This is a genomic window from Mucilaginibacter sp., assembly GCF_028288205.1.
Lineage (GTDB): Bacteria > Bacteroidota > Bacteroidia > Sphingobacteriales > Sphingobacteriaceae > Mucilaginibacter.
On sequence record NZ_JAQBOD010000048.1, the window covers coordinates 46,895 to 71,909 of the forward strand.

The 25,015-nt window shown below is 40.5% G+C and carries 20 protein-coding genes; 6 read left to right on the forward strand and 14 right to left on the reverse strand.

Translation table 11 applies throughout. The annotated features are described in order from the left end of the window. Window positions 1-39: 39 nt before the first annotated feature. A complete protein-coding gene (gene gpmI, locus JWR23_RS11110) occupies window positions 40-1,563 on the forward strand; it encodes a 2,3-bisphosphoglycerate-independent phosphoglycerate mutase (RefSeq protein ID WP_299516100.1) in 1,524 nt (507 codons plus the stop codon). Further along, window positions 1,550-2,281: a hypothetical protein gene (locus JWR23_RS11115; RefSeq protein ID WP_299516102.1), complete on the forward strand. Its 732-nt coding sequence runs from the start codon at window positions 1,550-1,552 to the stop codon at window positions 2,279-2,281. Before gpmI ends, JWR23_RS11115 begins: the two co-directional genes overlap by 14 nt. Here JWR23_RS11115 and JWR23_RS11120 read toward each other — a convergent pair. Beyond that, on the reverse strand, window positions 2,278-2,916 hold the full coding sequence (locus tag JWR23_RS11120; protein WP_299516104.1) for a hypothetical protein: 639 nt from the start codon (window positions 2,914-2,916) through the stop codon (window positions 2,278-2,280). The genes JWR23_RS11115 and JWR23_RS11120 overlap by 4 nt on opposite strands. A gap of 361 nt (window positions 2,917-3,277) precedes the next feature. On the opposite strand from JWR23_RS11120, the gene lon reads away from it, so the two are divergent. After that, the gene (lon, locus tag JWR23_RS11125; protein WP_299516106.1) at window positions 3,278-5,755 is read left to right on the forward strand and encodes an endopeptidase La; all 2,478 of its coding nucleotides are present in this window, start codon (window positions 3,278-3,280) and stop codon (window positions 5,753-5,755) included. A gap of 45 nt (window positions 5,756-5,800) precedes the next feature. Further along, complete coding sequence (locus JWR23_RS11130) at window positions 5,801-6,763, forward strand: lipid A deacylase LpxR family protein (RefSeq protein ID WP_299516108.1); 963 nt, start codon at window positions 5,801-5,803, stop codon at window positions 6,761-6,763. On the opposite strand, the gene arfB is transcribed toward JWR23_RS11130, so the two are convergent. Further along, window positions 6,760-7,170, reverse strand: coding sequence for an alternative ribosome rescue aminoacyl-tRNA hydrolase ArfB (gene arfB, locus JWR23_RS11135; protein WP_299516110.1), 411 nt, complete (start codon window positions 7,168-7,170; stop codon window positions 6,760-6,762). The two genes, JWR23_RS11130 and arfB, sit on opposite strands and share 4 nt — an antisense overlap. A 277-nt stretch (window positions 7,171-7,447) precedes the next feature. Here arfB and cmk point away from each other — a divergent pair, with 277 nt between their 5' ends. Then, a complete protein-coding gene (cmk, locus tag JWR23_RS11140) occupies window positions 7,448-8,122 on the forward strand; it encodes a (d)CMP kinase (protein WP_299516111.1) in 675 nt (224 codons plus the stop codon). A 104-nt stretch (window positions 8,123-8,226) separates the two neighbouring features. Here the strand turns inward: cmk and JWR23_RS11145 are convergent, their stop codons facing one another. Then, entirely contained in the window at window positions 8,227-8,703 is a 477-nt protein-coding gene (locus JWR23_RS11145) for a dCMP deaminase family protein (RefSeq protein ID WP_299516113.1), read from the reverse strand. 82 nt (window positions 8,704-8,785) lie between these two features. Next, a complete protein-coding gene (locus JWR23_RS11150) occupies window positions 8,786-10,402 on the reverse strand; it encodes an MFS transporter (protein WP_299516114.1) in 1,617 nt (538 codons plus the stop codon). 160 nt (window positions 10,403-10,562) lie between these two features. On the opposite strand from JWR23_RS11150, the gene JWR23_RS11155 reads away from it, so the two are divergent. Next, a complete protein-coding gene (locus tag JWR23_RS11155; protein WP_299516115.1) occupies window positions 10,563-11,216 on the forward strand; it encodes a LysE family transporter in 654 nt (217 codons plus the stop codon). A gap of 115 nt (window positions 11,217-11,331) precedes the next feature. Here the strand turns inward: JWR23_RS11155 and JWR23_RS11160 are convergent, their stop codons facing one another. The 10 genes from JWR23_RS11160 to nuoH form a co-directional block, all read right to left on the reverse strand. Then, window positions 11,332-13,239 (reverse strand): class II glutamine amidotransferase, encoded by a 1,908-nt coding sequence (locus JWR23_RS11160; protein WP_299516116.1) that lies wholly within the window; start codon window positions 13,237-13,239, stop codon window positions 11,332-11,334. Between the two features lie 220 nt (window positions 13,240-13,459). Next, the gene (locus tag JWR23_RS11165; protein WP_299516117.1) at window positions 13,460-14,767 is read right to left on the reverse strand and encodes an ammonium transporter; all 1,308 of its coding nucleotides are present in this window, start codon (window positions 14,765-14,767) and stop codon (window positions 13,460-13,462) included. Between the two features lie 109 nt (window positions 14,768-14,876). After that, entirely contained in the window at window positions 14,877-16,376 is a 1,500-nt protein-coding gene (locus JWR23_RS11170) for an NADH-quinone oxidoreductase subunit N (RefSeq protein ID WP_299516118.1), read from the reverse strand. A gap of 6 nt (window positions 16,377-16,382) precedes the next feature. After that, window positions 16,383-18,221: a mucoidy inhibitor MuiA family protein gene (locus JWR23_RS11175; protein ID WP_299516119.1), complete on the reverse strand. Its 1,839-nt coding sequence runs from the start codon at window positions 18,219-18,221 to the stop codon at window positions 16,383-16,385. Window positions 18,222-18,225: 4 nt separating this feature from the next. Continuing rightward, window positions 18,226-19,833 (reverse strand): NuoM family protein, encoded by a 1,608-nt coding sequence (locus tag JWR23_RS11180; RefSeq protein WP_299516121.1) that lies wholly within the window; start codon window positions 19,831-19,833, stop codon window positions 18,226-18,228. A gap of 211 nt (window positions 19,834-20,044) precedes the next feature. After that, window positions 20,045-22,102: an NADH-quinone oxidoreductase subunit L gene (locus JWR23_RS11185; protein ID WP_299516123.1), complete on the reverse strand. Its 2,058-nt coding sequence runs from the start codon at window positions 22,100-22,102 to the stop codon at window positions 20,045-20,047. A gap of 88 nt (window positions 22,103-22,190) precedes the next feature. Then, window positions 22,191-22,496 carry an NADH-quinone oxidoreductase subunit NuoK gene (gene nuoK, locus JWR23_RS11190; protein WP_299516124.1) on the reverse strand — a complete coding sequence of 102 codons (306 nt, stop codon included), beginning with the start codon at window positions 22,494-22,496 and terminating at the stop codon, window positions 22,191-22,193. Beyond that, window positions 22,493-23,044, reverse strand: coding sequence for an NADH-quinone oxidoreductase subunit J (locus tag JWR23_RS11195; protein ID WP_299516125.1), 552 nt, complete (start codon window positions 23,042-23,044; stop codon window positions 22,493-22,495). Before JWR23_RS11195 ends, nuoK begins: the two co-directional genes overlap by 4 nt. Then, window positions 23,041-23,628 (reverse strand): NADH-quinone oxidoreductase subunit I, encoded by a 588-nt coding sequence (locus JWR23_RS11200; protein ID WP_299516127.1) that lies wholly within the window; start codon window positions 23,626-23,628, stop codon window positions 23,041-23,043. The genes JWR23_RS11195 and JWR23_RS11200 overlap by 4 nt, the downstream gene beginning before the upstream one ends. A gap of 154 nt (window positions 23,629-23,782) precedes the next feature. Then, entirely contained in the window at window positions 23,783-24,853 is a 1,071-nt protein-coding gene (nuoH, locus tag JWR23_RS11205; protein ID WP_299516129.1) for an NADH-quinone oxidoreductase subunit NuoH, read from the reverse strand. Between the last annotated feature and the right edge of the window lie 162 nt (window positions 24,854-25,015).

A 25,015-nucleotide genomic window follows, 5' to 3' on the forward strand; every position in this document is an offset into this window, starting at 1 on the left:
TAATTATAATCTATCCCCCATCCCCTTTATATTTGCATTGTGGAAAACAAAAAGAAACTTGCATTAATAATTTTAGATGGCTGGGGTTACGGCCGTAACGATCAGTCGAACGCCATATTAGCGGCTCATACGCCATTTTTTGATTCGCTTATCAGTCAATATCCAAATTCAAAGCTGGAAGCATCAGGCATGGCCGTTGGTTTGCCGGCTGGGCAAATGGGTAACTCAGAAGTAGGGCACATGAATTTGGGCGCCGGCCGTACCGTTTACCAGGAGCTTGGCCGTATTAACAAAGCGGTTGATGATAATGAGCTGATAACCAACCCGGTTTTAAAAGACGCGTTTGATTACGCTAAACAAAACAATAAAGATGTACATTTCATTGGTTTAGTATCTGATGGCGGCGTACACTCGCATATAAAACACTTAAAAGGATTATGTGACGCGGCAGTTACCTCGGGGCTAAGTAATGTTTTTGTTCATGCTTTTTTAGATGGCAGGGATACTGACCCAAAATCGGGTTTAGGTTTTATTACTGATTTGGAAGATCATATTGCCAACACCCCTGTTAAGCTGGCATCGGCCATTGGCCGTTATTATGCTATGGATCGCGACAACCGTTGGGAACGTGTTAAACAAGCCTATGATGTAATGGTACACGGTACCGGCGAACCAACTAACAATATACAACAGGTTATTAAAGAGGCGTACTTAAAGGATGTTACCGACGAGTTTATGCAACCTATTGTTAAAACCAATGGTGCGGGGCAACCGCTTGTGGTTATAAAAGAGGGCGATGTAGTGATCTGCTTTAATTTCCGTACCGATCGTGGTCGCGAAATTACCGTAGCGCTTACACAAAAGGCTTTCCCGGAATATAACCTGCAGCCGCTTGATCTGTATTATGTTACCATGACCACTTACGACGAAACGTTTAAGGGCGTTAAAGTAATATTTACCAAAGAGGATTTGACCAAAACTTTAGGCGAGATTTTACAGGATGCCGGTAAGAACCAGATCCGTATTGCCGAAACAGAAAAATATCCCCACGTTACCTTCTTCTTTTCGGGCGGACGTGAGAAAGAATTTATAAACGAAAAGCGCCTGATGGTGCCATCGCCAAAAGTTGCAACCTATGATCTGCAGCCCGAAATGAGCGCCGAAGGTATACGCGATGCCATCATCCCCGAACTAAAAAGCGGCTGGCCTGATTTTATTGTACTAAACTTTGCCAATACCGATATGGTGGGGCATACAGGAGTTTTCAGCGCGGTAGTTAAAGCTGCCGAAACGGCCGACAGATACTGCAAAGACGTGGTAGAAACAGGCTTAGCCAACGGCTACTCTTTCATTATTTTAGCCGATCATGGCAACGCCGATTACATGATAAATGACGACGGAACGCCAAACACCGCACATACCACTAACCTGGTACCTTGTATTGTTATTGATAAAGATGTTAAGACCGTTAAAGATGGTAAGTTGGGTGATATTGCACCAACGGTACTTCATATTTTAGGTATTACAATTCCTGAAGAAATGGGTGGGAATGTATTGGTGTAGGAATCTTATAAAGCAAATTAAAGAAACCCTCTTTACGGCTTGCCGAAGAGAGGGTGGTCGAGCGAAGCAAAGACCGGGTGAGTGGATTAATAAAGCAGCAATAGCGTTATTGCATTGGCGAACGTTTACTCACCCCGACATCGCTACTCTTGTCGACCCTCTCTTCCGCAAGCGGGAAAGAGGGTTAAAAATTCTCTTTTATTTATTTATACTATCTCTAACCTTCCTCCTCCCATCCTGTAAACCTGATATAGTACAAAACGGCACTACTCAAAATTATTTTGATATTAAAGGTTATTTTAAAGCTGATACTGCCCGTCTTCATAAATTAAATCACCTTACCAACAAAACCGTTACCCATAACGGTATTACCGAAAGCAAGAAGGTCAACATCAATAACTGGGGGCTAGAGTTAAGCTCATTCAGCGAATCAGACATTAACAAACCTGCGTGGCGGGATAGTTACAATATTCAAACCAACGGCGCTTCCACCATTTACCGTGCAAAAACTTTCGATCTTAAAACGCAGTTGATAGTTATTAATAAACAGGCTGATAAAGTTAAATGGATATTGATCTATAATCGTACTAAAAACATACTGTATCAAACCAATGAAAAGCTAAGCTATTTCCCTGATTCACTTTATATCATACAAAAATATCAGAAAGTACGTTTGCTGGGCGCCAACACGTATACAATAAAAGGTACGTTAAATTAATGGTGACCAACAGCCGTGGCCAGTTTTTCTTTTGACAGGTCTATCAGCGAAGAAATATTAGATACATCATTGCGGTTTCCATCACTATCCAAAACCTTTTGCAAATCGGCAATAGATGCTTTCAAGGCGTCTATGCCTCTTCTCTTATCGTAAAAACGAGAGTTTGTTTGTAGTTTAAACGCGGCGTAGTCTTTATAAACAAGCCCGCGATTTTGATAAAAAACAGTCAGTTTTGTATCAGCAGGATTAATGGAGATGGCTTTGGTAAAATCTATAATCGCGCCTAATAAATATTTTTCCTTTTCGGCCGGTACCTGGCTATCAGTACCTAAGTGATATTGCGCCCTTGCTCTGTAGTAATAAGCGTGAGCATCGGCAGGGGTAATAGCTATTTCTTTGGTAAAGGCGGTTATAGATTTAAGATAATTGTCGCTATGATAATAAGAATAACCCAACATCCACAAGGCGTTAGCATTAGTAGAGTCTATCATACATCCTTTTTCCAGCTGCGTTACCGCAGCTTTAAAATTTCCGTCAATATAAGCTTGTTTTCCTAATCTAACATAGGCATTTTGTGATGCTGCATGTTCAACAGAAGAGATAATCAGGAAAGATACTAAGACCGGTAACCTCATTAAAAACTTATTATGTTAACAAATAGTATATAGTTAACTCCTTTAACTATAAATTATTATGCATATCCGCCTATTTATTTAAAAAAGCCCCTCCAATAAATTATGCAGGGCAAGGGTATGACTTTTTTTCATCTTTATCAATTTATTTAAGCAGGTTTAAAAAAAAGCAGGTAAATTTGTAAACAGCATGTAATCAAACTGATACAATGCTAAAGTAATTGTTGTGTCTGAATTACCTTATCTTGGCATAGCTCTTGAACAGAGTACGCTATTAATTAGTAACCGCTATTTTACCCGTGTTAATGCCCGCTTAATTTTTACAGGGTGACAACATGACGTTTTTTATTGATATATAAAGTATTTGATGAGTTTTGATCCATTTGATTTTAAAAATGTTTTGCCAGTGATAAATGAAGATTCTGAATTTTTCCCTCTGATGTCCTCAGAGGATGAGGAAGAAATGAATAACGAGCAGGTACCCGAGTTTTTACCTATACTGCCGTTGCGTAATACCGTGCTTTTTCCGGGCGTGGTTATTCCTATTACAGTTGGCAGAGACAAGTCCATCAAATTAATACGCGATGCCAATAAAGGCAGCCGCATGATAGGTGTAGTATCACAAAAGGATGTAGCTATTGAAGACCCAAATTTTAGCCAGTTAAATACAATAGGCACCGTAGCTTTAATTATAAAAATGCTGCAAATGCCTGATGGTAATACAACCGTTATACTACAGGGCAAAAAACGTTTTTACTTAAAGGAGGAAGTACAAAGCGAGCCTTATATTAAGGCCACTATTGAGCCCTTTCAGGAGGTAAAGAGATCAAAAGAAGATAAAGAGTTTAAAGCCATGATATCCTCTATTAAGGATATGGCTATGAATATTATACAGCTTTCGCCAAATATCCCAAGCGAGGCCGGTATAGCTATTCGTAATATTGAAAGCACTTCGTTTTTGATGAATTTCATATCATCAAACATGAATGCCGATATGATGGCTAAACAAAAGCTGCTGGAAGTAACCAATCGCCGCGATATGGCTAACCTGGTTTTAGAGCACCTAACCATGGAGCTGCAATTACTTGAACTAAAGAACCAGATACAAACCAGGGTGCGTGTTGACCTGGATAAGCAGCAGCGGGATTACTTTTTAAATCAACAAATTAAAACCATACAGGAAGAATTGGGCGGAACATCGCCCGACCTGGAAATTGACAACCTGCGCCAGCGCGGCGCCAAAAAGAAATGGAACGTTGAGGTTAAAACGCATTTTGATAAAGAGGTTGAAAAACTGGTACGTACCAACCCTGCCGCTGCTGATTATTCTGTACAAATAAACTACCTTGAGCTATTGCTTGACCTGCCCTGGAACGAGTTCACTAAAGATAACTTCGACCTTAAACGCGCCCAAAAGGTGTTGGATAAGGACCACTTTGGCTTAGATAAAGTAAAGCACCGTATTATTGAGTATTTGGCTGTATTAAAGCTAAAACACAACATGAAAGCGCCTATACTTTGTTTGGTTGGCCCTCCGGGAGTTGGTAAAACATCATTGGGTAAATCAATTGCCAAAGCTTTAGGACGCAAATATGTGCGTATGGCTTTAGGCGGTATACGTGATGAGGCCGAAATTCGCGGCCACCGTAAAACTTATATTGGCGCTATGCCAGGGCGTATTATACAATCGGTTAAAAAAGCAGGTGCAGCAAATCCGGTATTTATTTTGGATGAAATAGATAAGGTGGGCAATGATTTCAGGGGCGACCCATCATCAGCTTTACTGGAAGTGTTGGATCCCGAACAAAACAGTACCTTTTATGACCATTATGTAGAGATGGATTTCGACCTTTCTAACGTAATGTTCATCGCGACAGCCAATTCATTAAGCAACATACAGCCGGCGTTGCTTGACCGCATGGAGATTATCGAAGTGAACGGCTATACCATCGAAGAAAAAATTGAGATAGCCAAACAGCACCTGTTGCCAAAACAACGCGATGCACATGGCCTGAAATTAAAAGACATCACTATAAAACCTGATGTGATGGAGAAACTGGTAGAAGATTATACCCGCGAGTCGGGCGTGCGTGGGTTGGAGAAAAAGATAGGCTCGGTAGTGCGTGGTATAGCAAAAAACATCGCCCTGGAAGAGCCCTACAACACCGTAATAAGCAAAAAAGATGTAGAAACCATATTAGGTGCGCCCATATTTGATAAGGACCTATACGAAGGCAATGACGTAGCCGGAGTAGTAACCGGCCTGGCCTGGACATCAGTAGGCGGCGACATATTGTTTATTGAAGCCAGTTTAAGCCCGGGTAAAGGTAGTTTAACTTTAACAGGTAGTTTAGGTGATGTAATGAAAGAATCGGCAACTATAGCGTTAGCATACTTACGCGCGCACGCCGGCTATTTCAATATCCACCCGAAACTGTTTGAACAGTGGGATGTGCATGTACACGTTCCGGCAGGTGCTACACCTAAGGATGGCCCATCGGCAGGTATTACTATGTTAACCGCGTTAACTTCTGCATTTACACAGCGCAAAATTAAACCTCATTTAGCCATGACAGGCGAAATTACTTTGCGGGGCCGTGTATTACCGGTAGGTGGTTTAAAAGAAAAAATACTGGCTGCCAAACGCGCCAATATTAAAGAGATCATTTTATGCAAGTCAAATAAAAAAGATATTTTGGAGATAAAGGAAAGCTATATCAGAGATTTGCAGTTTCATTATGTGACTACTATGCGCGAAGTTATTAACCTGGCGCTGTTGAATGAAAAAGTTAATGAGCCGCTTGACTTAACAGTTAAAACAGATATTAAAGCCAATAATTAACTAAAATATTTGTCATTTATTATATCACATAGCGGCTACTAACGGATGAACCGAAAATTATTTTTAGTACTGCTTTTTGTCATTACAACAATTTGTGCCTTCGCGCAAACACACCGTAATGAGTTTGGCTTGCAAACAGATAATGATTCTTACCTGCTGCGTGGCGGTGATAATTATTATACCGATGGCGTATTTTTATACTACCGCCATGCTTTAAAAGTTAAAGGTGATTACAACACCCATCTTCAGAATAAAATATTCGGGTTGGAGTTGGGGCAAAAAATATTTAACCCCCAAACCGGCATGATACCCGCTGCAAAATATGTAGACCGGCCATTTGCCGGTTACCTCTACGTAGGCTCAACCCTAAATTTACTTTATAAAAACGAAAGCAACCTTAAATTAGGTGCGCAATTAGGCGTTGTTGGCCCTGCATCCGGCGCGCAAACTGCGCAAGAGTTTGTTCATAATACTTTTGGTTTTTATCATATAACTGGCTGGCAGTATCAAATAAAAAACGACTTAGAACTCAATCTCTCTGCCGAATATAATAAATTGCTGGCAAGGGGCGCATTGCTGGATATGTCTGTAAGTGCTTATGGCAATTTGGGTACCGGTTTTACGGGCGCAGGTGTGGGTCCGTTGTTTAGGTTTGGTAATTTTAATCAATTATTTAATTCGGCAAGCACACAAAGTACCGTTATTGCAGCCGCCCGTGTTACCCCATTACATCAGCACGAATTTTTCTTTTATTATAAACCCCAGCTTAACTATGTAGGTTATGATGCAACCGTGCAGGGTGGTTTATTTGAAAAACACAACCAACCGGATAGTGAAGAAATAGTACGCGTACCAGAGCCGTTAATGTTTAGTAATGAATTAGGTTTAACTTATACTACCAATCGTTGGGTGCTGGGTTTTACAGCCATATTTCATTCGCGCGATACAAAAGTGATGATCTATACCCATCAATGGGGCTCAATAACTGCTATCTACCGTTTAAATTAAATCTCGAAATTTCTTTTCCTGCCTTCTTTCTTAACCGACTGTATTTTTTTATTATCCAGGCGCTCGGCTTTTGCTTTTTTGCTGGGTTTGGTAGGCTTGCGTATTTTGGGTACCTGCAATGAGCGGGTTAATAAACCAACCAATCGCTCCAAAGCTTTTTCTTTGTTTAGATATTGGCTGCGTTCTTCATCACAAATTACCTGCACGTAGCCATCTTTGTTAAAACGTGATTGTAGTTTTTGATTAAGCAACTGTTTCTCCTCCTCATTAAACAAAGCCGAATCATTAACAGAAAACAACAGCTCGACCTTGCTCGATACTTTGTTTACGTTTTGCCCGCCCTTACCCCCACTGCGTGATGTTTTGTAAAAGGTTTCTTTTTGTAATTCGGACTTAGAAAAATTCATGGTCAAAGTTAGTTATTAGTTGATTAAGTTGGACTGAGTGGGTGGTTTGAGTTTGGCTAAAGCCTTATTAAATGGCTCTTCTATCCGTTGGTTGAAAGCCAACGGCAAATGATTTATGATAACACTCATTTCATTGCCATCCCTTTTAAGGGACGGATAGGAATAAATAGGCAGCGAAGGCTTTAGCCTAATCTATTTATTGATAGTTGTGTATTTGTCAATAAAATCAACTGCTCACCCAATCAACCACTCACAATTTTTTATAACTTTGTTACACATGAGCAGTAATATTGTAGTAGCTATTGATGGTTATTCTTCGTGCGGAAAAAGCACTTTAGCTAAGGCCCTCGCAAAAAAACTTCATTTTATTTATGTGGACAGCGGGGCAATGTACCGCGCTGTGGCATTGTACTTTTTACGCAACAATATTGACATGCACAACCATGATCAAATAGCCGAAGCTTTAAAAAACATCCATCTTAACTTTCACTCGCGCGATTACCAGACACACATTACGCTAAATGACGAAGAGGTATCAGACGAAATCCGTCAGATGCCGGTGTCAGACAAGGTAAGTGCCGTTGCTGCAATCCACGAGGTACGTGTAGAAATGGTGCGCCAACAGCAGCGCATGGGCAAATCAAAAAACATTGTGATGGATGGCCGCGATATTGGCACCGTAGTTTTCCCGCATGCGCAGATAAAACTATTTATGACAGCCGACCCCAAAATACGTGCAGAAAGGCGGTATAAAGAGCTTTTGCCAACCAACCCTACCATGACTCTTGAAGAAGTGTTTGAAAACCTTGCCCACCGTGATTACGCTGATACCACCCGCAAAGAAAGCCCCCTAACACGCGCGGATGATGCTATTATATTAGATAATACAGATTTGACGCCTGATGAACAATTGCAATTTGCGCTGGATTGGGTTGAGCCGTTACTTGTCTGAACACGATTTATTGATTTTTAAGATTTAAGGATTACCGGTGCCGGCAGATTGTTTAGATAAGCGAAATTTATTATACACACACGATACAATCATTAATAATCATATTAATCCATCGAATCGTGTTCGGACAACTTCACCGTAGGCACGCCAAACTTATTTAAAAAGTCAACTCCTTCATCACTGGCTATGCCTTTGTATTGGGCATATGATTTATTGAAAAAAACTTGTTTAATACCAGCAGAGAATATTAACCGTGCACAGGCAATACATGGAGACAATGTTGTATACAAAGTAGCACCTTCCAGCTTGGCACCGCTTTTAACGGCGTATAATATGGCGTTCTCTTCGGCATGTAAAGCTAATGAACAGCTTCCTTTCGAGTCGCGGGCACAACCAACATCCGGCCACTCTTCGTCACAGTTATGCGTGCCTGCAGGCGGACCATTATAGCCTATTGATATAATACGCGTGTCACGTGTTAAAACCGCGCCAACATGGGCCTTTACGCAATGCGAGCGCAGGGCCAGGTCAGTAGCCAGTTTCATAAAGATAGTATCGAAAGATGGTTTCATAATTGTCATCCGTCATTGTGTCATTAGTCATTAGTAATAGCAAATTATAAAATCCACCAATTACTAATGACCAGTGACTAATGACTAAAAATTAATGTCCCCCGCTTTTTTCAAGTTGCACATGGTCTATGTTGATGCCTTGTTTGATAAGCTCAACACGCACTTTCCATGCAAAAAACACAATGTAGGCGAAACCTAAAACCGGAACGAGGTATGATTGATGTATGCCAATAGTATCGGCCATAAAGCCTTGTACCGGCGGGATGATTGAACCACCCAATATCATCATAATTAAAAATGCCGAACCCTGACCAGTGTATTTACCCAAACCTGTAATAGATAAAGAGAAGATAGATGGCCACATAATAGAGCAGCATAAACCGCCGCTAATAAAAGAGAATACAGCAACCATGCCGGTTGAAAATAAACCTATCAGCATAAATATTACGCCCAGTATACCAAAAGTAACCAGGGTGCGTACCGGTTTTTGCTGGCCGATAAAAAATGCCACAACTAATATTGAAATACTTATTCCATAAACAAACAGCGTACTAACATCAGCAACTGTTGACCGGTTTACCAGCAATACAATGCCAAATGCTACAAAAGGAACTATAACAGTTAGAATGTTCTTTGTCATTTTTGACAGGTTGAACGCGCCTATAGCACCGGTAAACCTGCCTATCATTAAGCTGCCCCAATAAAGCGAAATATAAGGTGCTATTTCTGAATCTTTAAAACCACCAAATAACGGAGTTTTAAGTAAAGCACCCATATTACTTTGTATAGTAACCTCTGTACCTACATAAGTAAATATGGCTATCATACCTAATATTAACTGCGGATACTGCATAGCGCCCCAGCCTTCGCTGTTTTTCTGTGCAGATAATAGTGAACCTATTAAGGTTAAAATAATAAGCGCTAATGCCGAATAAATGTAAACTGATTTTGGTATACCGGTCATGCTAACCAAAGGGTCGGCAGCCAGGATAATTAAAAATCCAATACACATAATAATAATTGGCAGCCCTGGTCTTTTACTGTTTTCAAATTTTTCGTCGCTGGTAACTACCGGTAATTTTGATAGCCAGAAAAATAATGCTACCGCTAATAATAAGCCTGCAAATATGTAATACAAGTTATCAATAGATGATATTTTAACATCGGCAGGTGCAATATGGCTGCTTGCCGACCCAAATAACACAATACTGATAACAGCAGGGCCCAATAAGGCACCAATATTATTTATACTGCCTGCAAAATTTAAACGGTTAGAGCCGGTTTCTGACGGGCCCAACGCAACCACAAAAGGATTTGCAGCGGTTTGTTGTAAAGAGAAACCAATGGTAATAACAAATATGGCCGACAAAACAAGCGCGTACGAACCTGCGGCAACGGCAGGTATCATTAATAACGCTCCACCTGCTGATACAACTAAGCCTAATATTATACCATTTTTGTAGCCCAATTTATTTAAAATATCGGTCTTACTTATCTGCGAAGCAAAATACAATATTAACGAGCCGATAAAATATCCACCATAAAAAGTAAAATCAATTAACTGCGACTCGAACTGGGTTAAATGAAAGTGTGTTTTGCAAAAAGGTATAAATATACCGTTTGAAGCGGCTAAAAAGCCCCAGAAAAAAAATACGGTAACCAGCGTATATAGTGCCGAGCCATAGTTTTTTGTTTTGTTTTGTTCCATTTTTATTTAAGGTTATATCAATTTGGTTTTAAAGTACTAACATAATCCATTTTTTAGAATTCTCATTATTTAAATTAATAAACACACAATATTAAGTTTCTTTGTTTAAGAGATAAAAATCGCATATTCGCATTCTTCAAACTGACTCAAGGCTATATTAATGATAGAAGCTGTTATTTCGGGCATAGGAATTGGGATTGTACTGACGTTTTTAACAGGCCCCGTATTTTTTGCTTTAATTAAAACCAGCATAGAAAGGGGTTTCCACGCGGGCGTTTTCCTGGCGTTAGGTGTGGTAAGTAGTGACGTTGTATTTGTAGGTACCATACTTTTTGGTTCGCAATTATTTGACGTATCACCCGAAACCAAAACCATTGCTGGTGTTATAGGCAGTATTATATTATTTGTAGTGGGTATCCGTTATATTTTCAAGAAGGCCAAAGTAAATTATACTAACGTAGCCCCTACCGGCCTTAAACGCACCGGTTATTTTTTAAAGGGATTTTTGCTGTGTATTTTTAATCCCGCTATTTTATTCCATTGGATAACTGTTATTGGTACCGCAAGTACCATTTACCATAATGGCGTGCACCACCGCGCATTTAAAATTGCCATTATGTTTTTAACCATATTAATTGTGCAATTTGGGCTGGATACCACCAAAGCATTTTATGCTAACAAACTGCGCGACAAGATATCTGAAAAGTTTGTACATCGCCTTAACGAAGTGGCCGGGATAGCTTTAATTATTGCATCGTTAATATTGGTGGATAAGCTGGTTACGCACTACGTTTTTGCAGCGCCTGCGGCGTAGGGAGATGGAAGGTAAAAGGCGAAAGGTGAAAGGTTTTTCCGGGTACATACAAACAACAAAAGGCGAAAAGTTAAACACCTTTCGCCTTTTACGTTTATCCTTTTACCTCTAAGAACTACATATAAGCCCGTTGGTTCTTACCTTCCATCCAGTTAACAAAAGCACGGTTAACTACTTTATTACCGCCCGGGGTAGGGTAATCTCCGGAGAAATACCAATCGCCGGTATGATCAGGGCAGGCTTTATGCAGGTTATCTAAAGTTTGATAGATCACTTCAACCCCGCACTTTATATCTTTTGGTGTAATGATCTTTGCTATACGGTCTGATATCTGCTGATCTGTAAAAGACTCATAAATAGCTTTTACATAGTTTACCACCTCTTCTTTAGGTAATGTGGCACTATCCACGCATTTTTTATAAACATCGGCTATAACAGCTTCTTTTCCTTCTTCTTTTAGCAAGCTGATGGCTGCTTCAAAAGCAACAAAGTCGCCCATGCGCGACATATCAATGCCATAACAATCAGGATACCGAATTTGCGGGGCCGATGAAACCACTACAATTTTTTTAGGGCCCAAACGATCCAATATTTTCAATATACTTTGCTTAAGCGTTGTACCCCTAACGATAGAATCATCCAGTACAACAAGCGTATCCGTGCCATTTTTTATAAGGCCGTAGGTAGTATCATATACATGCGCTACCATTTCGCTGCGGTCGGCGTCCTGGGTTATAAAGGTGCGCAGCTTAACATCCTTAATGGCTATTTTTTCAACACGTGGCGCAAGGCATAATACTTCGGTTAACTCTTCCTCACTTATTTTATCATCGCGGTTAAGCAGCCTATCGCGCTGGTATTTTTTAATGTATTTATGTATCCCTTCTACCATACCATAAAAGGCAACTTCGGCAGTGTTTGGTATGTAAGAGAATACGGTATTTTTTATATCATTATCAACCGCGCTTAATATTTGCGGGCAAAGCAGCCTGCCTAATTGCTTACGCTCGCGATAGATAGACGCGTCGCTCCCCCTCGAAAAATAGATACGCTCAAAAGAGCATGCTTTCTTTTCCAGCGGCTCACTAAACATATCCTCGGTTATCTTGCCGTTCTTTTTTACAATTAAAGCATGACCGGGGCGTATTTCTTTAATCTCATCAATAGGGATATTAAAAGCGGTTTGTATAGCAGGGCGCTCTGATGCGGCCACTACAATTTCATCGTTATAATAATAATAGGCAGGGCGTATACCAACCGGGTCGCGCATTACAAATGCGTCTCCGTGGCCCAACATACCGGCAATGGTATAACCACCATCCCAGTTCCTGGCAGATTTACGCAGAATTTTAGCTACATCCATATCATTGGCTATCAGCTTGCTTATCTCTACGTTATCGTCTAATCCCTCGCGTTTGTATTGGTCAAACAGGCCCTGGTTCTCGGTATCAATAAAATGACCCATTTTTTCAAGCACTGTAATGGTATCGGCTTTTTCTTTTGGATGCTGGCCCAGGTCATATAGCTGCTGTAACAGCTCATCAACATTGGTCATGTTAAAGTTGCCTGCAATAACCAGGTTACGTGTCATCCAGTTGTTTTGCCTTAAAAAAGGGTGGCAGCTTTCAATACTGTTTTTGCCGTGGGTGCCATAACGTAAATGGCCCAATAAAACTTCGCCTGTAAAACTAACGTTGTCTTTGAGCCATTCCGCATCAGCCATTCTTTCGGGCGTCTCCTTCTGTATATCAGCAAACTTTTTCTGGATATATTCAAATATATCAGCCACCGCGTTTGATGCCATGGATCGGTGCCTGCTGATGTATCGCTTACCCGGGGCGATATCTAATTTAATAGTGGCAACTCCCGCGCCATCCTGACCCAGGATGTGTTGTTTTTCCATTAAAAGATAAAGCTTGTTTAAGCCATACAGCGCAGTGCCGTATTTTTTCTGATAAAAAGATAGTGGCTTTAAAAGGCGGATAAATGCCACACCGCATTCATGTTTAATCTGATCGCTCATGATTGATGATGAGCCCGCAAAGTTATAATTTTATTGTAAAGTACCGCTAAATGAATTGTCATTAATTCGTATTAAAAATTAATAAAATCATAATATATCCATTACATAAGCAAGCTAAAGATTTGACAACTTTTTAAAAGTTGTCAAATCTAATAAGTAAAAAAAAGGCCGGCAAATTAGCCGGCCCTCAACTTTGGTTTATAAATTGGTAAGGTTAGTTTTATAATCTTTCGCCGTGCTGGCTAATGTCCAGGCCTATTACTTCGTCTTCTTTTGAAACACGCAGCGGCGATATCATATCAGTAATTTTAAGCAGCAGCAATGAGCCAAAAAAAGCATAGATAGAAACTATGACCAAGGCAAATAATTGCACGAAAAACAAATGATGCTCCCCGAAAAAAAGACCATTTCCGGTAGTATTGGCCGGATTAACATTTTTATTGGCAAATACACCGGTAAGCAGCATACCCACCATACCGCCAACGCCATGACAAGGAAATACGTCCAGCGTATCATCTATTGAAGTGCGGGTGCGCCACTCAACCACCAGGTTACTTATTACTGCCGAAATAATGCCTATTGCCAATGAATGCGGGATAGATACATAACCAGCCGCTGGCGTAATAGCAACTAATCCAACAACAGCACCTATACAAGTACCCATCGCCGATGGCTTACGGCCCTTTAGCATATCAAAAAATATCCAGGTTAAACCGGCTGCTGCCGACGCGGTTGTGCTGGTAGCTAAAGCGGTAACCGCTAAGTGGTTTGCCCCAAATGCCGACCCCGCGTTAAACCCAAACCAACCGAACCATAGCAGACCCGTGCCTATTAATACATAGGTAATGCGGGCGGGCGCGTGGCTGGGTTCATTTCTTTTCTTTAAATATAATGCTGATGCCAAAGCTGCCCATCCGGCCGACATGTGCACTACCGTACCACCCGCGAAATCAAGTACACCTAATTTAGCCAATAAACCATCGGGGTGCCAGGTACAATGTGCCAACGGCGAGAAAATAAATATGCTGAACAGGCATAAAAATATAATGTAGGAGTTAAAGCGGATACGTTCTGCAAAAGCCCCTGTTATTAACGCCGGGGTTATAATAGCGAATTTTAACTGGTACATGGCAAATAATAGCAGAGGGATAGTTGGCGCCAGTTTCCATGTCGAATCGCCGAGCATGCCCTTCATCATAAAGTAAGTTGCGGGGTTGCCTATTATGCCATGAAAACTATCGCCAAAGGCAAGGCTAAAACCAAATATGCCCCACATTACGGTAATAATAACCATACAGACCACACTTTGCAGCATAGTTGATATTACGTTTTTCTTATTTACCATACCGCCATAAAAAAATGCAAGGCCGGGTGTCATAATTAAAACCAGAGCTGTCGACATGAGCATCCAGGCAATATCGCCGGTGTTAAAATGTGATGTGCCTGTGTTTTTAAACTCGACGGAAGGAAAAATGAAGGTTAATACTAAAATGCAAAGGATAATAAAAAAAGGAAAATAACGCTTCATGGAATTGTTTAAGAATAAGTTTTAAAAAACGCCTGAAATTATGATTTAAATCATAATAAAATGAAATAAACGTTAATTTTTTATTAAAAAAGATATAGAAGGATTCCTTTTATAGGAATTTGATGAGCCAATTGGGGAAAATACCTAACAATACCAGTACTATGGATATAATTACGGCAAAAATTAAGATATAAGCAGATTGCGCTATTGGTTCTGCGGCATTATCTGTCCGTTTTAAAAATAAATTAAGCGGAATTTTAATGTAGTAAAATAATGATACCACCGTAGTAAGCGCCCCGGTTATGGTTAATAACAGCAGCCAGATATTATGATTTGCCTGGTAAACACTGTAAACCGCAGAGAACACTAATAATTTTCCCGTAAAACCTGCGGTTACCGGTAACCCGGTTAATGATATGAGTATAATTATAAAACATACTGATGCTGCAGGATATTTAAGGCCCAGGCCCTTATAAGTATTTACATCTTCTGATCCGGTAATTTTTGTGAAGTAGGTTACCAGCATCAGCGCGCCAATATTAGCTATAACATACACTGCCAGATAATAAGCCAGGGCCGTAATACCTTGTGATGTAAAGGTAACAATCGCCATTAAAGCAAAGCCGGTATGGCCTATGCTGGAATAAGCCAGCATGCGCTTAACGTTGTTTTGCATTACAGCGGCAAAGTTGCCCGCTATCATGGTGATGATGCCGATAACCGACAGGTATAACCCAAAATCAAATGCTTTCCATTGCTGAGAGATCAGGAACGGCGTTAAAAAGTTAAGCAATAACCCAAACGCGGCAATTTTGGGTACGGTAGACAGGAACGCGGTAATTGGCGTTGGCGCGCCTTCATATACATCGGGCACCCAAAAATGCAAGGGAACAAATGATAGTTTAAAGCCGATGCCAACCAATACTAATATCAACGCGAAAGTTGTACCTGCCGCATTAACCTGTATAAGTCCTGCCACAAAATTAGGATCAAATAAACTCAACGTACCGGTAAAACCATAAAGTAATGATATACCATACAACATAATAGCCGACGCCGACGCGCCGAATAGTACATATTTTAACCCGGCCTCTGTGCTAAAAGCATTTTCTGAACGATAGGCCACCAACAGGTATGATGCTATGGATACCATCTCGATAGCCAAATAAACCGATAGCAGGTTTGCCGCCATTGTCATTAAGTGAAGACCAAGTATCGCGGCTATACTTATAGAATAAAGGTCGGAAAGTTTTTTTGTATGCGATTTTAATGGCTCATCCCAGGCAAAGTATAATAATAGCAGTAAAGCCGAACTATCAATAATGAGTCTAAAAATTAAAGAGATATGATTCTGCAGCAACATATCGCTAAACAGAAATATATTATGCTCTCCAATTAGCTGCAGCTGTATAATATCTTTAGATATTACTAATATAATACCTCCGCATGCTACAATGCGGCATAATTTTTCGGAGTTACGGCCAAATAGCAAGTCGGTAATTAATACTACAACAAACAACAGAGACAAGCATATTTCGGGACCGAAATACTGCATATCGCCCAGTATCTGGGTTAATTGTCCTTGTATATAGGGTAGCAGATCGTGCATATTTTACTATTGGACTATAATAGATTGATTTCTGGGATATCTCACCTGATATTTTAACAGAAGCTTCTTTTCGTCTTGCGGATTTAAATTTAAATTCCATGAAACTTTACCGGTTGCTTTATCCAAATTACCGGCCGATACTTCCTGATTTTCTACCTCAATAGATGAGTTTTGTGATACAGGAACCTGGTCTTCAACCAAAAGACTTACAGGTTGATTTTTTCGATTTTTAATATCTATCAACCAGCTACGTGTATCTTTTTTATTTGAAGTGAATGTTTGTTTTTCAGTCAGCTCCTTTTGTAGTACTCGTGTCACTACAATATTTTTATCAGTCCCTAACGATAAGTTTAGTGTATCTGTAGCTACCTGTGTATTGATTAATGATTTACCAATATAAGTTCCTTCGAAAAACAAATTGGCTTCCCCTGATAAAAAATTATATTTATTCCAATCAGTTAAGCTGGCAGTTAAAAATACATCAGTATTGATTTTTGGCGCAGTATAATATTGATAAGTAGCAGCTAACTCTACCTGGTTAATTTCAACCAAATATTGCTTACCATCGCTTGGTATGGAATATGGGTTATCAATATTGAATTCTACATTTGTTTGGTTTTGAGTTTGTTGCACTGCAACCGGCAAAGTGGATGTATTTAACCCCGCGACCCGATCTGATAATTCTTCTGTAACTGAGGTTCCATAACCTACCGCAACCACTTCATTTAATGAATTTACAGTAGGTCTAAGTCCTACATTCATTACTGACTTAGTTACCGGCTGCTCAATTGTTTCATATCCTATAAAAGCATAAACTAACAATTGACTGGCTCCCTGAGGTATTTGAATAGAATAATTGCCGTTCGCATCACTTGTAGAACCAATAGAAGTTCCTTTTACTTTAACTATAACACCAGGTATTGATCCATTATTATCATATACCCTGCCACTAACTTTTGTAATAGCACTAATGGTAGTGTAAGACATCCCGAAATTAAGATAGTAAGGGTTTAATGTCTGTTTACTTCCGCTTAAAGAAGGATTACCTGTTGAAAGTGTGAGTTTTATATTTTTCCAATCCTCGCCACTTTGTTGGCTTACATTTGCTTTATAGGCAATAGTTATGGGGCTATTAACATTTTTGGCTCTGATATCATAAGTTGGATACCAGCTTGCGTTATTTACAACATAACTTAAGGTAAAGGTTGATTGCAAGGGTGTTTTTGACGAAACAGTTACAATTATATTACTGGTAGCCTTACTGCTACCTTTCATAACATCAGCTATTTGGCGGTTTAATTTTTGAAGTTCAATATTTAATGTGGCTATTTGTTCATGAGCCACGGTTTCCCTTTTTTTTATCTCGGTTAAACGCATTGTTTGAAAATCAAGTGCTTGCCTTAATTTTAGAATATCCAGATTAGCGTTTTGCCCACTCACCAATTGATTTTTAGTCAACATCTGCTCTTCTTGTTGGTCTATAGTAAGCAACGTATTTTGGAAAGTGATTTTATCTCTTAGTGTTTTTTGTTGAGCTTGCAGATCATCTACATTTTTTCTTCTAACCTGCTCATTCAAAAAGTTAAGCTCACTTTTAACTGATAAAATCGTAAAATCACCATTGGCGCGTACCTGTAAACTCTGCACATCAATATTAGGCGAAATATTGCCAAACACTAAAGTAGATGCCCCGGCAGTAATATTAACTGATGCCGTACGGGTTACCTGTGCACCATTTAAAAAAATTATAACTTTTTGAACTTTTGAATCTATTTTAGGCTCATCTGCTTTTGCAGCAATTCCAATAATCAATAAGCATGAAACAATTAATAATCTTTTAATCATACAACTATTTATTTATATGTAAAAACTGCACCAGCGCCAATACCGAATCATTTATCTTATCAAAAACCAACGATGGCATTATGCCTAAAACTAACACTATTATCGCCAAAGGCAACAAGGTTATTATTTCGCGGACATTCAGATCGGCTAAAGCTGTTTTCCAGATCTCTCCTCCTTTTAATGATACCGAACCGAAGAACATGCGTTGCAGTGTCCATAAAAAATAGCAGGCACTTAGCAGAATACCTATCGCGCCGCAAACTGCCATCCAATAAGGCAATAAGCCGTTAACCGATGCCGATTTAAAAGCGCCTGCTAATGAGAATGCCTCGGCAATAAATGCAGAGAACCCCGGCAGGCCCAATGAAGCAAAGAATGCAATCATTATAAATATGGTATATTTTGGCATCAGGGTACCCAATCCACGGAAATGGTTAATATCCCGGTCATGTACCCTGTTATAAATCACTCCTGCCAAAAAGAACAGCATAGTTGATAAAAATCCATGGCTCACCATTTGTATTACTGCGCCGCTTAAACCTTCGGCAGTTTGCGAGGCTATGCCCAGCAATACAAACCCCATTTGCGATACAGACGAATAAGCGATAACCCGCTTCAGATCGCGCTGAGCCAACGCGTTTAACGCGCCATATATTATAGAGATAACACCCAGCAAGCCCAGCCAGAATGCTCCGGATGCAGCTACGTCGGGGAATATGCCCAGACATATCCTTATAATTCCGTAACCGCCTATTTTTAGCAGGATAGCTGCCAAAATGATGGATACCGGGGTTGGTGCCTCTACGTGCGCGTCGGGTAACCAGGTATGCAACGGCACAACCGGAACCTTAATGGCAAATGCAATAAATAGTATGATGAAGCCAAGCGTTCTTGCCTGTACACCAAACAAGGTATAATGACTTAATGTAGAAAATATTGAATCATGCCCGTAATTGGCCGGGTTCATCATCTGCACCATATTAAAGGTATGGTTGCCGGTAGCCGGATCAATTACAGATAAGTACAAGCCTATCATCACCAGTAACATAAATACCGAGCCGAACAGGGTGTACAGGAAGAACTTTATAGCCGCGTACTCGCGCCTTGCTCCTCCCCACATACCTATCAGGAAGTATAATGGCAGTAGCATTAATTCGTAAAAAATATAGAACAGGAAGAAATCCAGTGAGCAAAACACGCCCAGTACTGCCATATCCAATATCAGGAAAAGCACGAAGAACCCTTTGAGGTTACTCTTAATTTCCCATGATGCCAGCGCTGCTATAACCAATACCAATGAGGTCATTACCAGCAGGGTGATGGATATACCGTCTATCCCCACAAAATAATCCATTTGCATATGGCCCATGCTGCCCAGGTTAAGGTTTATCCAGGGTAGTTTTTGCACAAATTGAAACTGACCCTCGGTAGCTATACCGCCAAAAGCCGCGCCCGTTTTAAAGTTAAGGTATAACCACACACTCATACACAACTGCACCAACGTAGCCAACAGCGTAATGTATTTAAAACTACCGCGCCAGTTGGAAGGCATCAACGCGATGATGAGTCCGAACAGCAGGGGGATAAATATGAGTATGGTTAATAGGTTCATCCGTTGATGAGGTTTGAGATGTGAAATGTAAAATATGAGATAACGGGTGTTCGAAAAAAGCGGAGGCCCGTGCGATTCTCCTCTTGAGGGGGGTGTAGAGATGTGTACTTTGTGCGTATTAACACACCCCTGCAACCGCACAGCCATACGCGCGCCCTCTCAAGAGGGGAACTTATCGCGTAGTGATTTTCAAAAGTCAGTAATCTCATATCTAAACAGATAAATAAATAAGCAGGGCCAGTACAATTGCCAGCATACTAAACAAATAATATTGAATTTTACCGCCTTGAAACCGGCGCACAAAATTACCGGTTATTTGCACGATAAAGGTAAGCAGGCGCGATATTCCGTCAATAACATTATAATCAAACCAGGCAGCTATTTTTGATATCGCTATGGTGACGGTTGACAGCAGGTGGATAAAACCGTCAATAACCTTACGGTCAAACCATGACAGCACCCTGCTTAAAGCCATTACCGCACGTACAATCACTTTCCTGTATACTTTATCAATATACCATTCGTGGTACGACATATGGAACAATAAGCCGGTTTGCGGAAATATTAAAAGCTTACGTTCGGTATATACCGCCCATGCCCAATAGATTAAAAACAGGCTTAGTATATTTACACCTATCGGCACAATGGTATGATAAATATTTATCCGCTGTAAATGGGTAGAACTAAAACCGGTAAATACCCATGCATGCTCATATAACACCGGGTTTAGAGAGAACAAGGGGAACAAACATGCCACAGCCAACAGCATTAATGGCACGCGGTATTTCCACCCCCCATCACTGATATGGTATTTTATATGCGGATGAAATTGCTCCAATTTAAACTCGCCAAAAAACACTTTTACTATCAGCCTTGCTACATAAAAAGCGGTTAGCCAGGTGGTGATGATGGCGCCTATAGGTACCAGTCTGAACAAAATATTTTTATTATCCGACCAATCTACAGCCTGTATCAAAATACCATCTTTGGATAAATAACCCGATGTAAACGGCAAGCCTATCAGCGCCAAGCCGCCAATAACAGCGGCAATAAATGTAAACGGCAGCTTCTTCCGCAAGCCGCCCATATATAAAATGCTTTGCGGGTCGATGTCCAGATCGTTATCTTCTTTGATGTGCTGCATTTGGTGGATAACAATACCCGCTACCAAAAACAACAAACATTTAAAAAACGCGTGCGTAACCAGATGGAACAACGACGATGCATACGCACCAACCCCCATGGCCATTACCATAAAGCCTAATTGCGATATGGTGGAGTAAGCCAAAATACGTTTCAAATCGTTTTGCGTTAGCGCGATGGTGGCGGCCATAAAAGCGGTAAAACAACCTATTACGGCTAATATGTCAAGCTCTGTTGTGTTAAATATTGGATAAACCCTGCCTAATAAAAATACGCCGGCCGCTACCATTGTTGCCGCGTGAATTAATGCCGATACCGAAGTTGGCCCCTCCATAGCATCAGGCAGCCAGGTATGGAGCGGGAACTGTGCCGATTTGGCTGCCACCCCTAAGAATATACCACCGCAGGCTACATATTGCCAGATAGCAGGCAAACTACCAACCGGCGATATCCATAAACCATTGGTAATGGTTGATTGGCTAACTAAGCCGCCATCGCCAAAAAGCTGGGTGATATCAAAGGTGTGATACTGGGCAAACAGGATAATGATAGCGGTTAACAAACCCACATCGCCAATACGGTTCATCAGGAAAGCTTTTTTATTAGCTTGTACCGCTTTTTCGCGGGTGAACCAAAAACCTATCAATAAATAAGATGAAAAGCCTACCAGCTCCCAAAAAGCATAAAACAGTGCCATACTATCAACAACTACCAGTGCCAGCATGCTGAAACAAAAAAAGCTGAGGTAGATGAAGTAACGATCGTAATTCTCGTCGTTCTTCATGTAGGCAATAGAGTAAATATGTACAGGCAACGCAATTACCGAAACCAGCAGCAATAATATTGCCGATAGGTTATTCAACAAAATACCGGCATATAACTGCGTGGAACCAATAATGAACCAAAGCTGCTGTATATGCGCCGGGTGCCCATTCCATATTTTAGCAAAAATGGAAATGGATAAAATACAGCTTACCAAAATAGCTATGGTAGCTATCCAGCCCGAAACCTTGTTACGCTTACCGGGCAAACAGCAATTTACTATACAGGCAAACAGCGGCAACAATACTGCTGCTATTGCAAAGTAAATGGTGGATAGGTCCTGGTATGGTATGAGTGTTTTCAAATAATTTATTATTAGCCCCTCTAAATCTCTCCCGGTTGGGGAGACTTGAATATTAAGTCGTCCCAAGGGGAAGGTTTAGGTGGGGCGCTCAATCTTTCAAGTTATTAATCCTGCCCGGATCAATGGTTCTGTATTTTTTATAAACGTTCAATATAATAGCTAAAGCTACCGCTGTTGTTGCTGCTGCAAGCACAATGGCAAACAGGGCGAATATTTGCCCGCCGTTATTGATCTTATCAAACTTGCCAAACGCTACCAGGTTTAAAATGGCACCATTCAGCATTAGTTCAATTCCTATTAATATTTGTATGGCGTTATGTTTGGATACGATCATGTATAAACCTATACAAAACAGGGCTGCGCTCACTATTAAAAAATCGGTTAAGGTTATCATACCGCGCCCCGCTCCTTTCTGGATAAATGTGCCGCACCTACCAGTGCCATCATTAATAATATGGATATGGCCTCAAATGGCAATAAATACCTCGTCATTAAATTAATGCCAATATTGTTTATCATTTCCTCGTTTGGCTTGATTTCTGTATTTGTGCTGATGGCCTGTTTTATCCAGCCTATATTACCGGCGTCAATTTTAGTTATCACATTCACCATCACCACAAAAAACAGCACTGCCAATAGTATTGCAGGCAATTTGCTCAGGCTGATGAATTTGCTTTTTTGTTGCTGTAACACATTCAGCGTTTCTTTGCCCGACAGCATAAAAGCGAATAATATCAACACCAAAATACCGCCTACATAAATTACTATTTGGGTTATAGCTATAAAATCTGCCAGTGCCAAAACGTATAATCCTGCCAGCGCGAACAGCGTTATAAAAAACATAAAGATAGAGCGCACCAGGTTTTTGGTTGATGCCACAAACAATGCCGACCCCACCACAACAAAAGCCATCACATAAAAAAGCACCTGGGCCAAGCTCATGCGCCGCCCTCCTTTTTATTCATAGCAGCTAATTTTGCCGCTTGCCTTTCGGCTAATTGATTTTCCAGCAGTTGCCTTTTTTCGGCGGCAACTTCGGGTGTCATATCAGAGAATTCGTAGTTAAGGTCTTTTAATTCGAATACGGTCCTGTCATACTGATTGGTCATTACAATGCATTCGGTAGGGCAAACTATGGTACACAAGCCGCAGTACATGCACTTGGCCATATCAATATCAAACTTAGCGGCATAAATACGTTTTGGCGAACCGTCTGATGTGTTCCCAATCAATTCAGTAGCTTTTATAGAATCGATGGTGATGCAATCAACCGGGCAAATTTTAGCGCAGAGGTCGCATACAATACAATCATCTATTTCTACATCCAGCTGGTAACGGCCAACCTCTGGCACCGGTAATTTTTGGTGCGGGTACTGGATAGTATTTGTACCTTCCAGCCGTTTAAAATAATTATCATCAGTAACAGATATCACCTGCCGCTTCGCGTTTGAGGCAAAGAGGTGCCTTATGGTAAGGGATAGCCCCTTCCAGGTAGTTTTAAATCCGTTTATTGCTTTATTGATCACTGATTTTTATTTGATTTCACTGATTTAATTTGCATTTTTTCGATTGATTTCACCGATTCTTTATTTTCTAATCTTTAATCTTCAATAACCAATCTTCATTCCTTAATCTTTAATCTTCAACAACTTTATACCTAACCTCTAATCACTACCCAACTCACATCAACCATATCCGCCATATGCCCGATACCAGCATGCACACAAAAGCCAGTGGTGTTAATACCTTCCAGCATAGGTTCATTAGTTGGTCTACGCGTAATCTTGGTATGGTCCACCTGATCCACATTTGTATGCCCACCAGCGTTAATGTTTTGGTGGCTATCCAAAATATGCCCCATACTTTGCTGGTTGTCCAGTCGGCTAAATGTATTGCCCCAATATTTGGCAGTGGTGTGTTCCAAGCCCCCAAAAATAGTATCACGCCCACCATTGATACCAGAAACATCATAGAATATTCAGCCAAAAACACCAGCCCGAAACGCAACCCGGTAAACTCTGTATGAAAGCCGGATACCAGCTCTGATTCCGCCTCGGGGATATCAAACGGCGCACGGTTACTCTCGGCTAATGAGGCTATAAAATAGATTACAAAAGCAATTATCAAATGCGGCGCCCTGAATATGTTCCATGACAAAATTCCTCCTATTTTGGTTATATCCCAAAAACCTAAAAATTTTATTTTTTCGGCGGATAAGGTGCCTTGCTGTATGGCTATATCCTGCAGATTAAGTGTTTGCGCTATCATCACTACGGATATCAAGGCAAACCCGGCAGGTATCTCATAACTGATAATTTGCGCAGCCGACCGCATAGCACCTAAAATAGAATATTTATTATTCGATCCCCAACCTGCCATTAATATGCCCAGCGTTTCGATTGATATAATGGCGAAAATATAATACAGCCCTAAATTAATTTTTGACGGAATTAAACCCGGCGCCCACGGCAAGGCTGCAAAACCCATATATACGGCTATAAATATAATAGCCGGGGCCATCATGAATAATATTTTATCAGCAGCTGTAGGGATTATCATTTCTTTTTGCAGCAGCTTTAGTATATCTGCAAGGGTTTGCAGCAGGCCAAATTTACCGGTTTCGGTAGGGCCCAGCCTGTCTTGAATAAACGCGGAAACCTTGCGCTCGCCATACACTGCAAAAAGCGCAAATAAAGCCGAGAAGGCAAACAGCCCAATACTTACAAGTACATATGTAATATAAAAACTCAACCCCGTTTATTTTAGCTGCAAACTTAATAAATGGTTGTTAAATTATGGCAGATAGCGGGTATTAAGTTGGTTGACTTAGCAGAAAATGAAATAAGCCTTACCTAAACTCAGCGTTTTATGAGTTCCTTAAACAAAATCAACAACGCGAACAATCCTCACCAA

Bases quoted from the DNA above. Each gene is read 5' to 3' on its own strand.
- JWR23_RS11115 (WP_299516102.1), top strand. From the start codon at position 1,550: ATGTATTGGTGTAGGAATCTTATAAAGCAAATTAAAGAAACCCTCTTT.
- JWR23_RS11120 (WP_299516104.1), bottom strand. From the start codon at position 2,916: ATGAGGTTACCGGTCTTAGTATCTTTCCTGATTATCTCTTCTGTTGAA.
- JWR23_RS11130 (WP_299516108.1), top strand. From the start codon at position 5,801: ATGAACCGAAAATTATTTTTAGTACTGCTTTTTGTCATTACAACAATT.
- arfB (WP_299516110.1), bottom strand. From the start codon at position 7,170: ATGAATTTTTCTAAGTCCGAATTACAAAAAGAAACCTTTTACAAAACA.
- cmk (WP_299516111.1), top strand. From the start codon at position 7,448: ATGAGCAGTAATATTGTAGTAGCTATTGATGGTTATTCTTCGTGCGGA.
- JWR23_RS11145 (WP_299516113.1), bottom strand. From the start codon at position 8,703: ATGACAATTATGAAACCATCTTTCGATACTATCTTTATGAAACTGGCT.
- JWR23_RS11150 (WP_299516114.1), bottom strand. From the start codon at position 10,402: ATGGAACAAAACAAAACAAAAAACTATGGCTCGGCACTATATACGCTG.
- JWR23_RS11155 (WP_299516115.1), top strand. From the start codon at position 10,563: ATGATAGAAGCTGTTATTTCGGGCATAGGAATTGGGATTGTACTGACG.
- JWR23_RS11160 (WP_299516116.1), bottom strand. From the start codon at position 13,239: ATGAGCGATCAGATTAAACATGAATGCGGTGTGGCATTTATCCGCCTT.
- JWR23_RS11165 (WP_299516117.1), bottom strand. From the start codon at position 14,767: ATGAAGCGTTATTTTCCTTTTTTTATTATCCTTTGCATTTTAGTATTA.
- JWR23_RS11170 (WP_299516118.1), bottom strand. From the start codon at position 16,376: ATGCACGATCTGCTACCCTATATACAAGGACAATTAACCCAGATACTG.
- JWR23_RS11175 (WP_299516119.1), bottom strand. From the start codon at position 18,221: ATGATTAAAAGATTATTAATTGTTTCATGCTTATTGATTATTGGAATT.
- JWR23_RS11180 (WP_299516121.1), bottom strand. From the start codon at position 19,833: ATGAACCTATTAACCATACTCATATTTATCCCCCTGCTGTTCGGACTC.
- nuoK (WP_299516124.1), bottom strand. From the start codon at position 22,496: ATGATAACCTTAACCGATTTTTTAATAGTGAGCGCAGCCCTGTTTTGT.
- JWR23_RS11195 (WP_299516125.1), bottom strand. From the start codon at position 23,044: ATGAGCTTGGCCCAGGTGCTTTTTTATGTGATGGCTTTTGTTGTGGTG.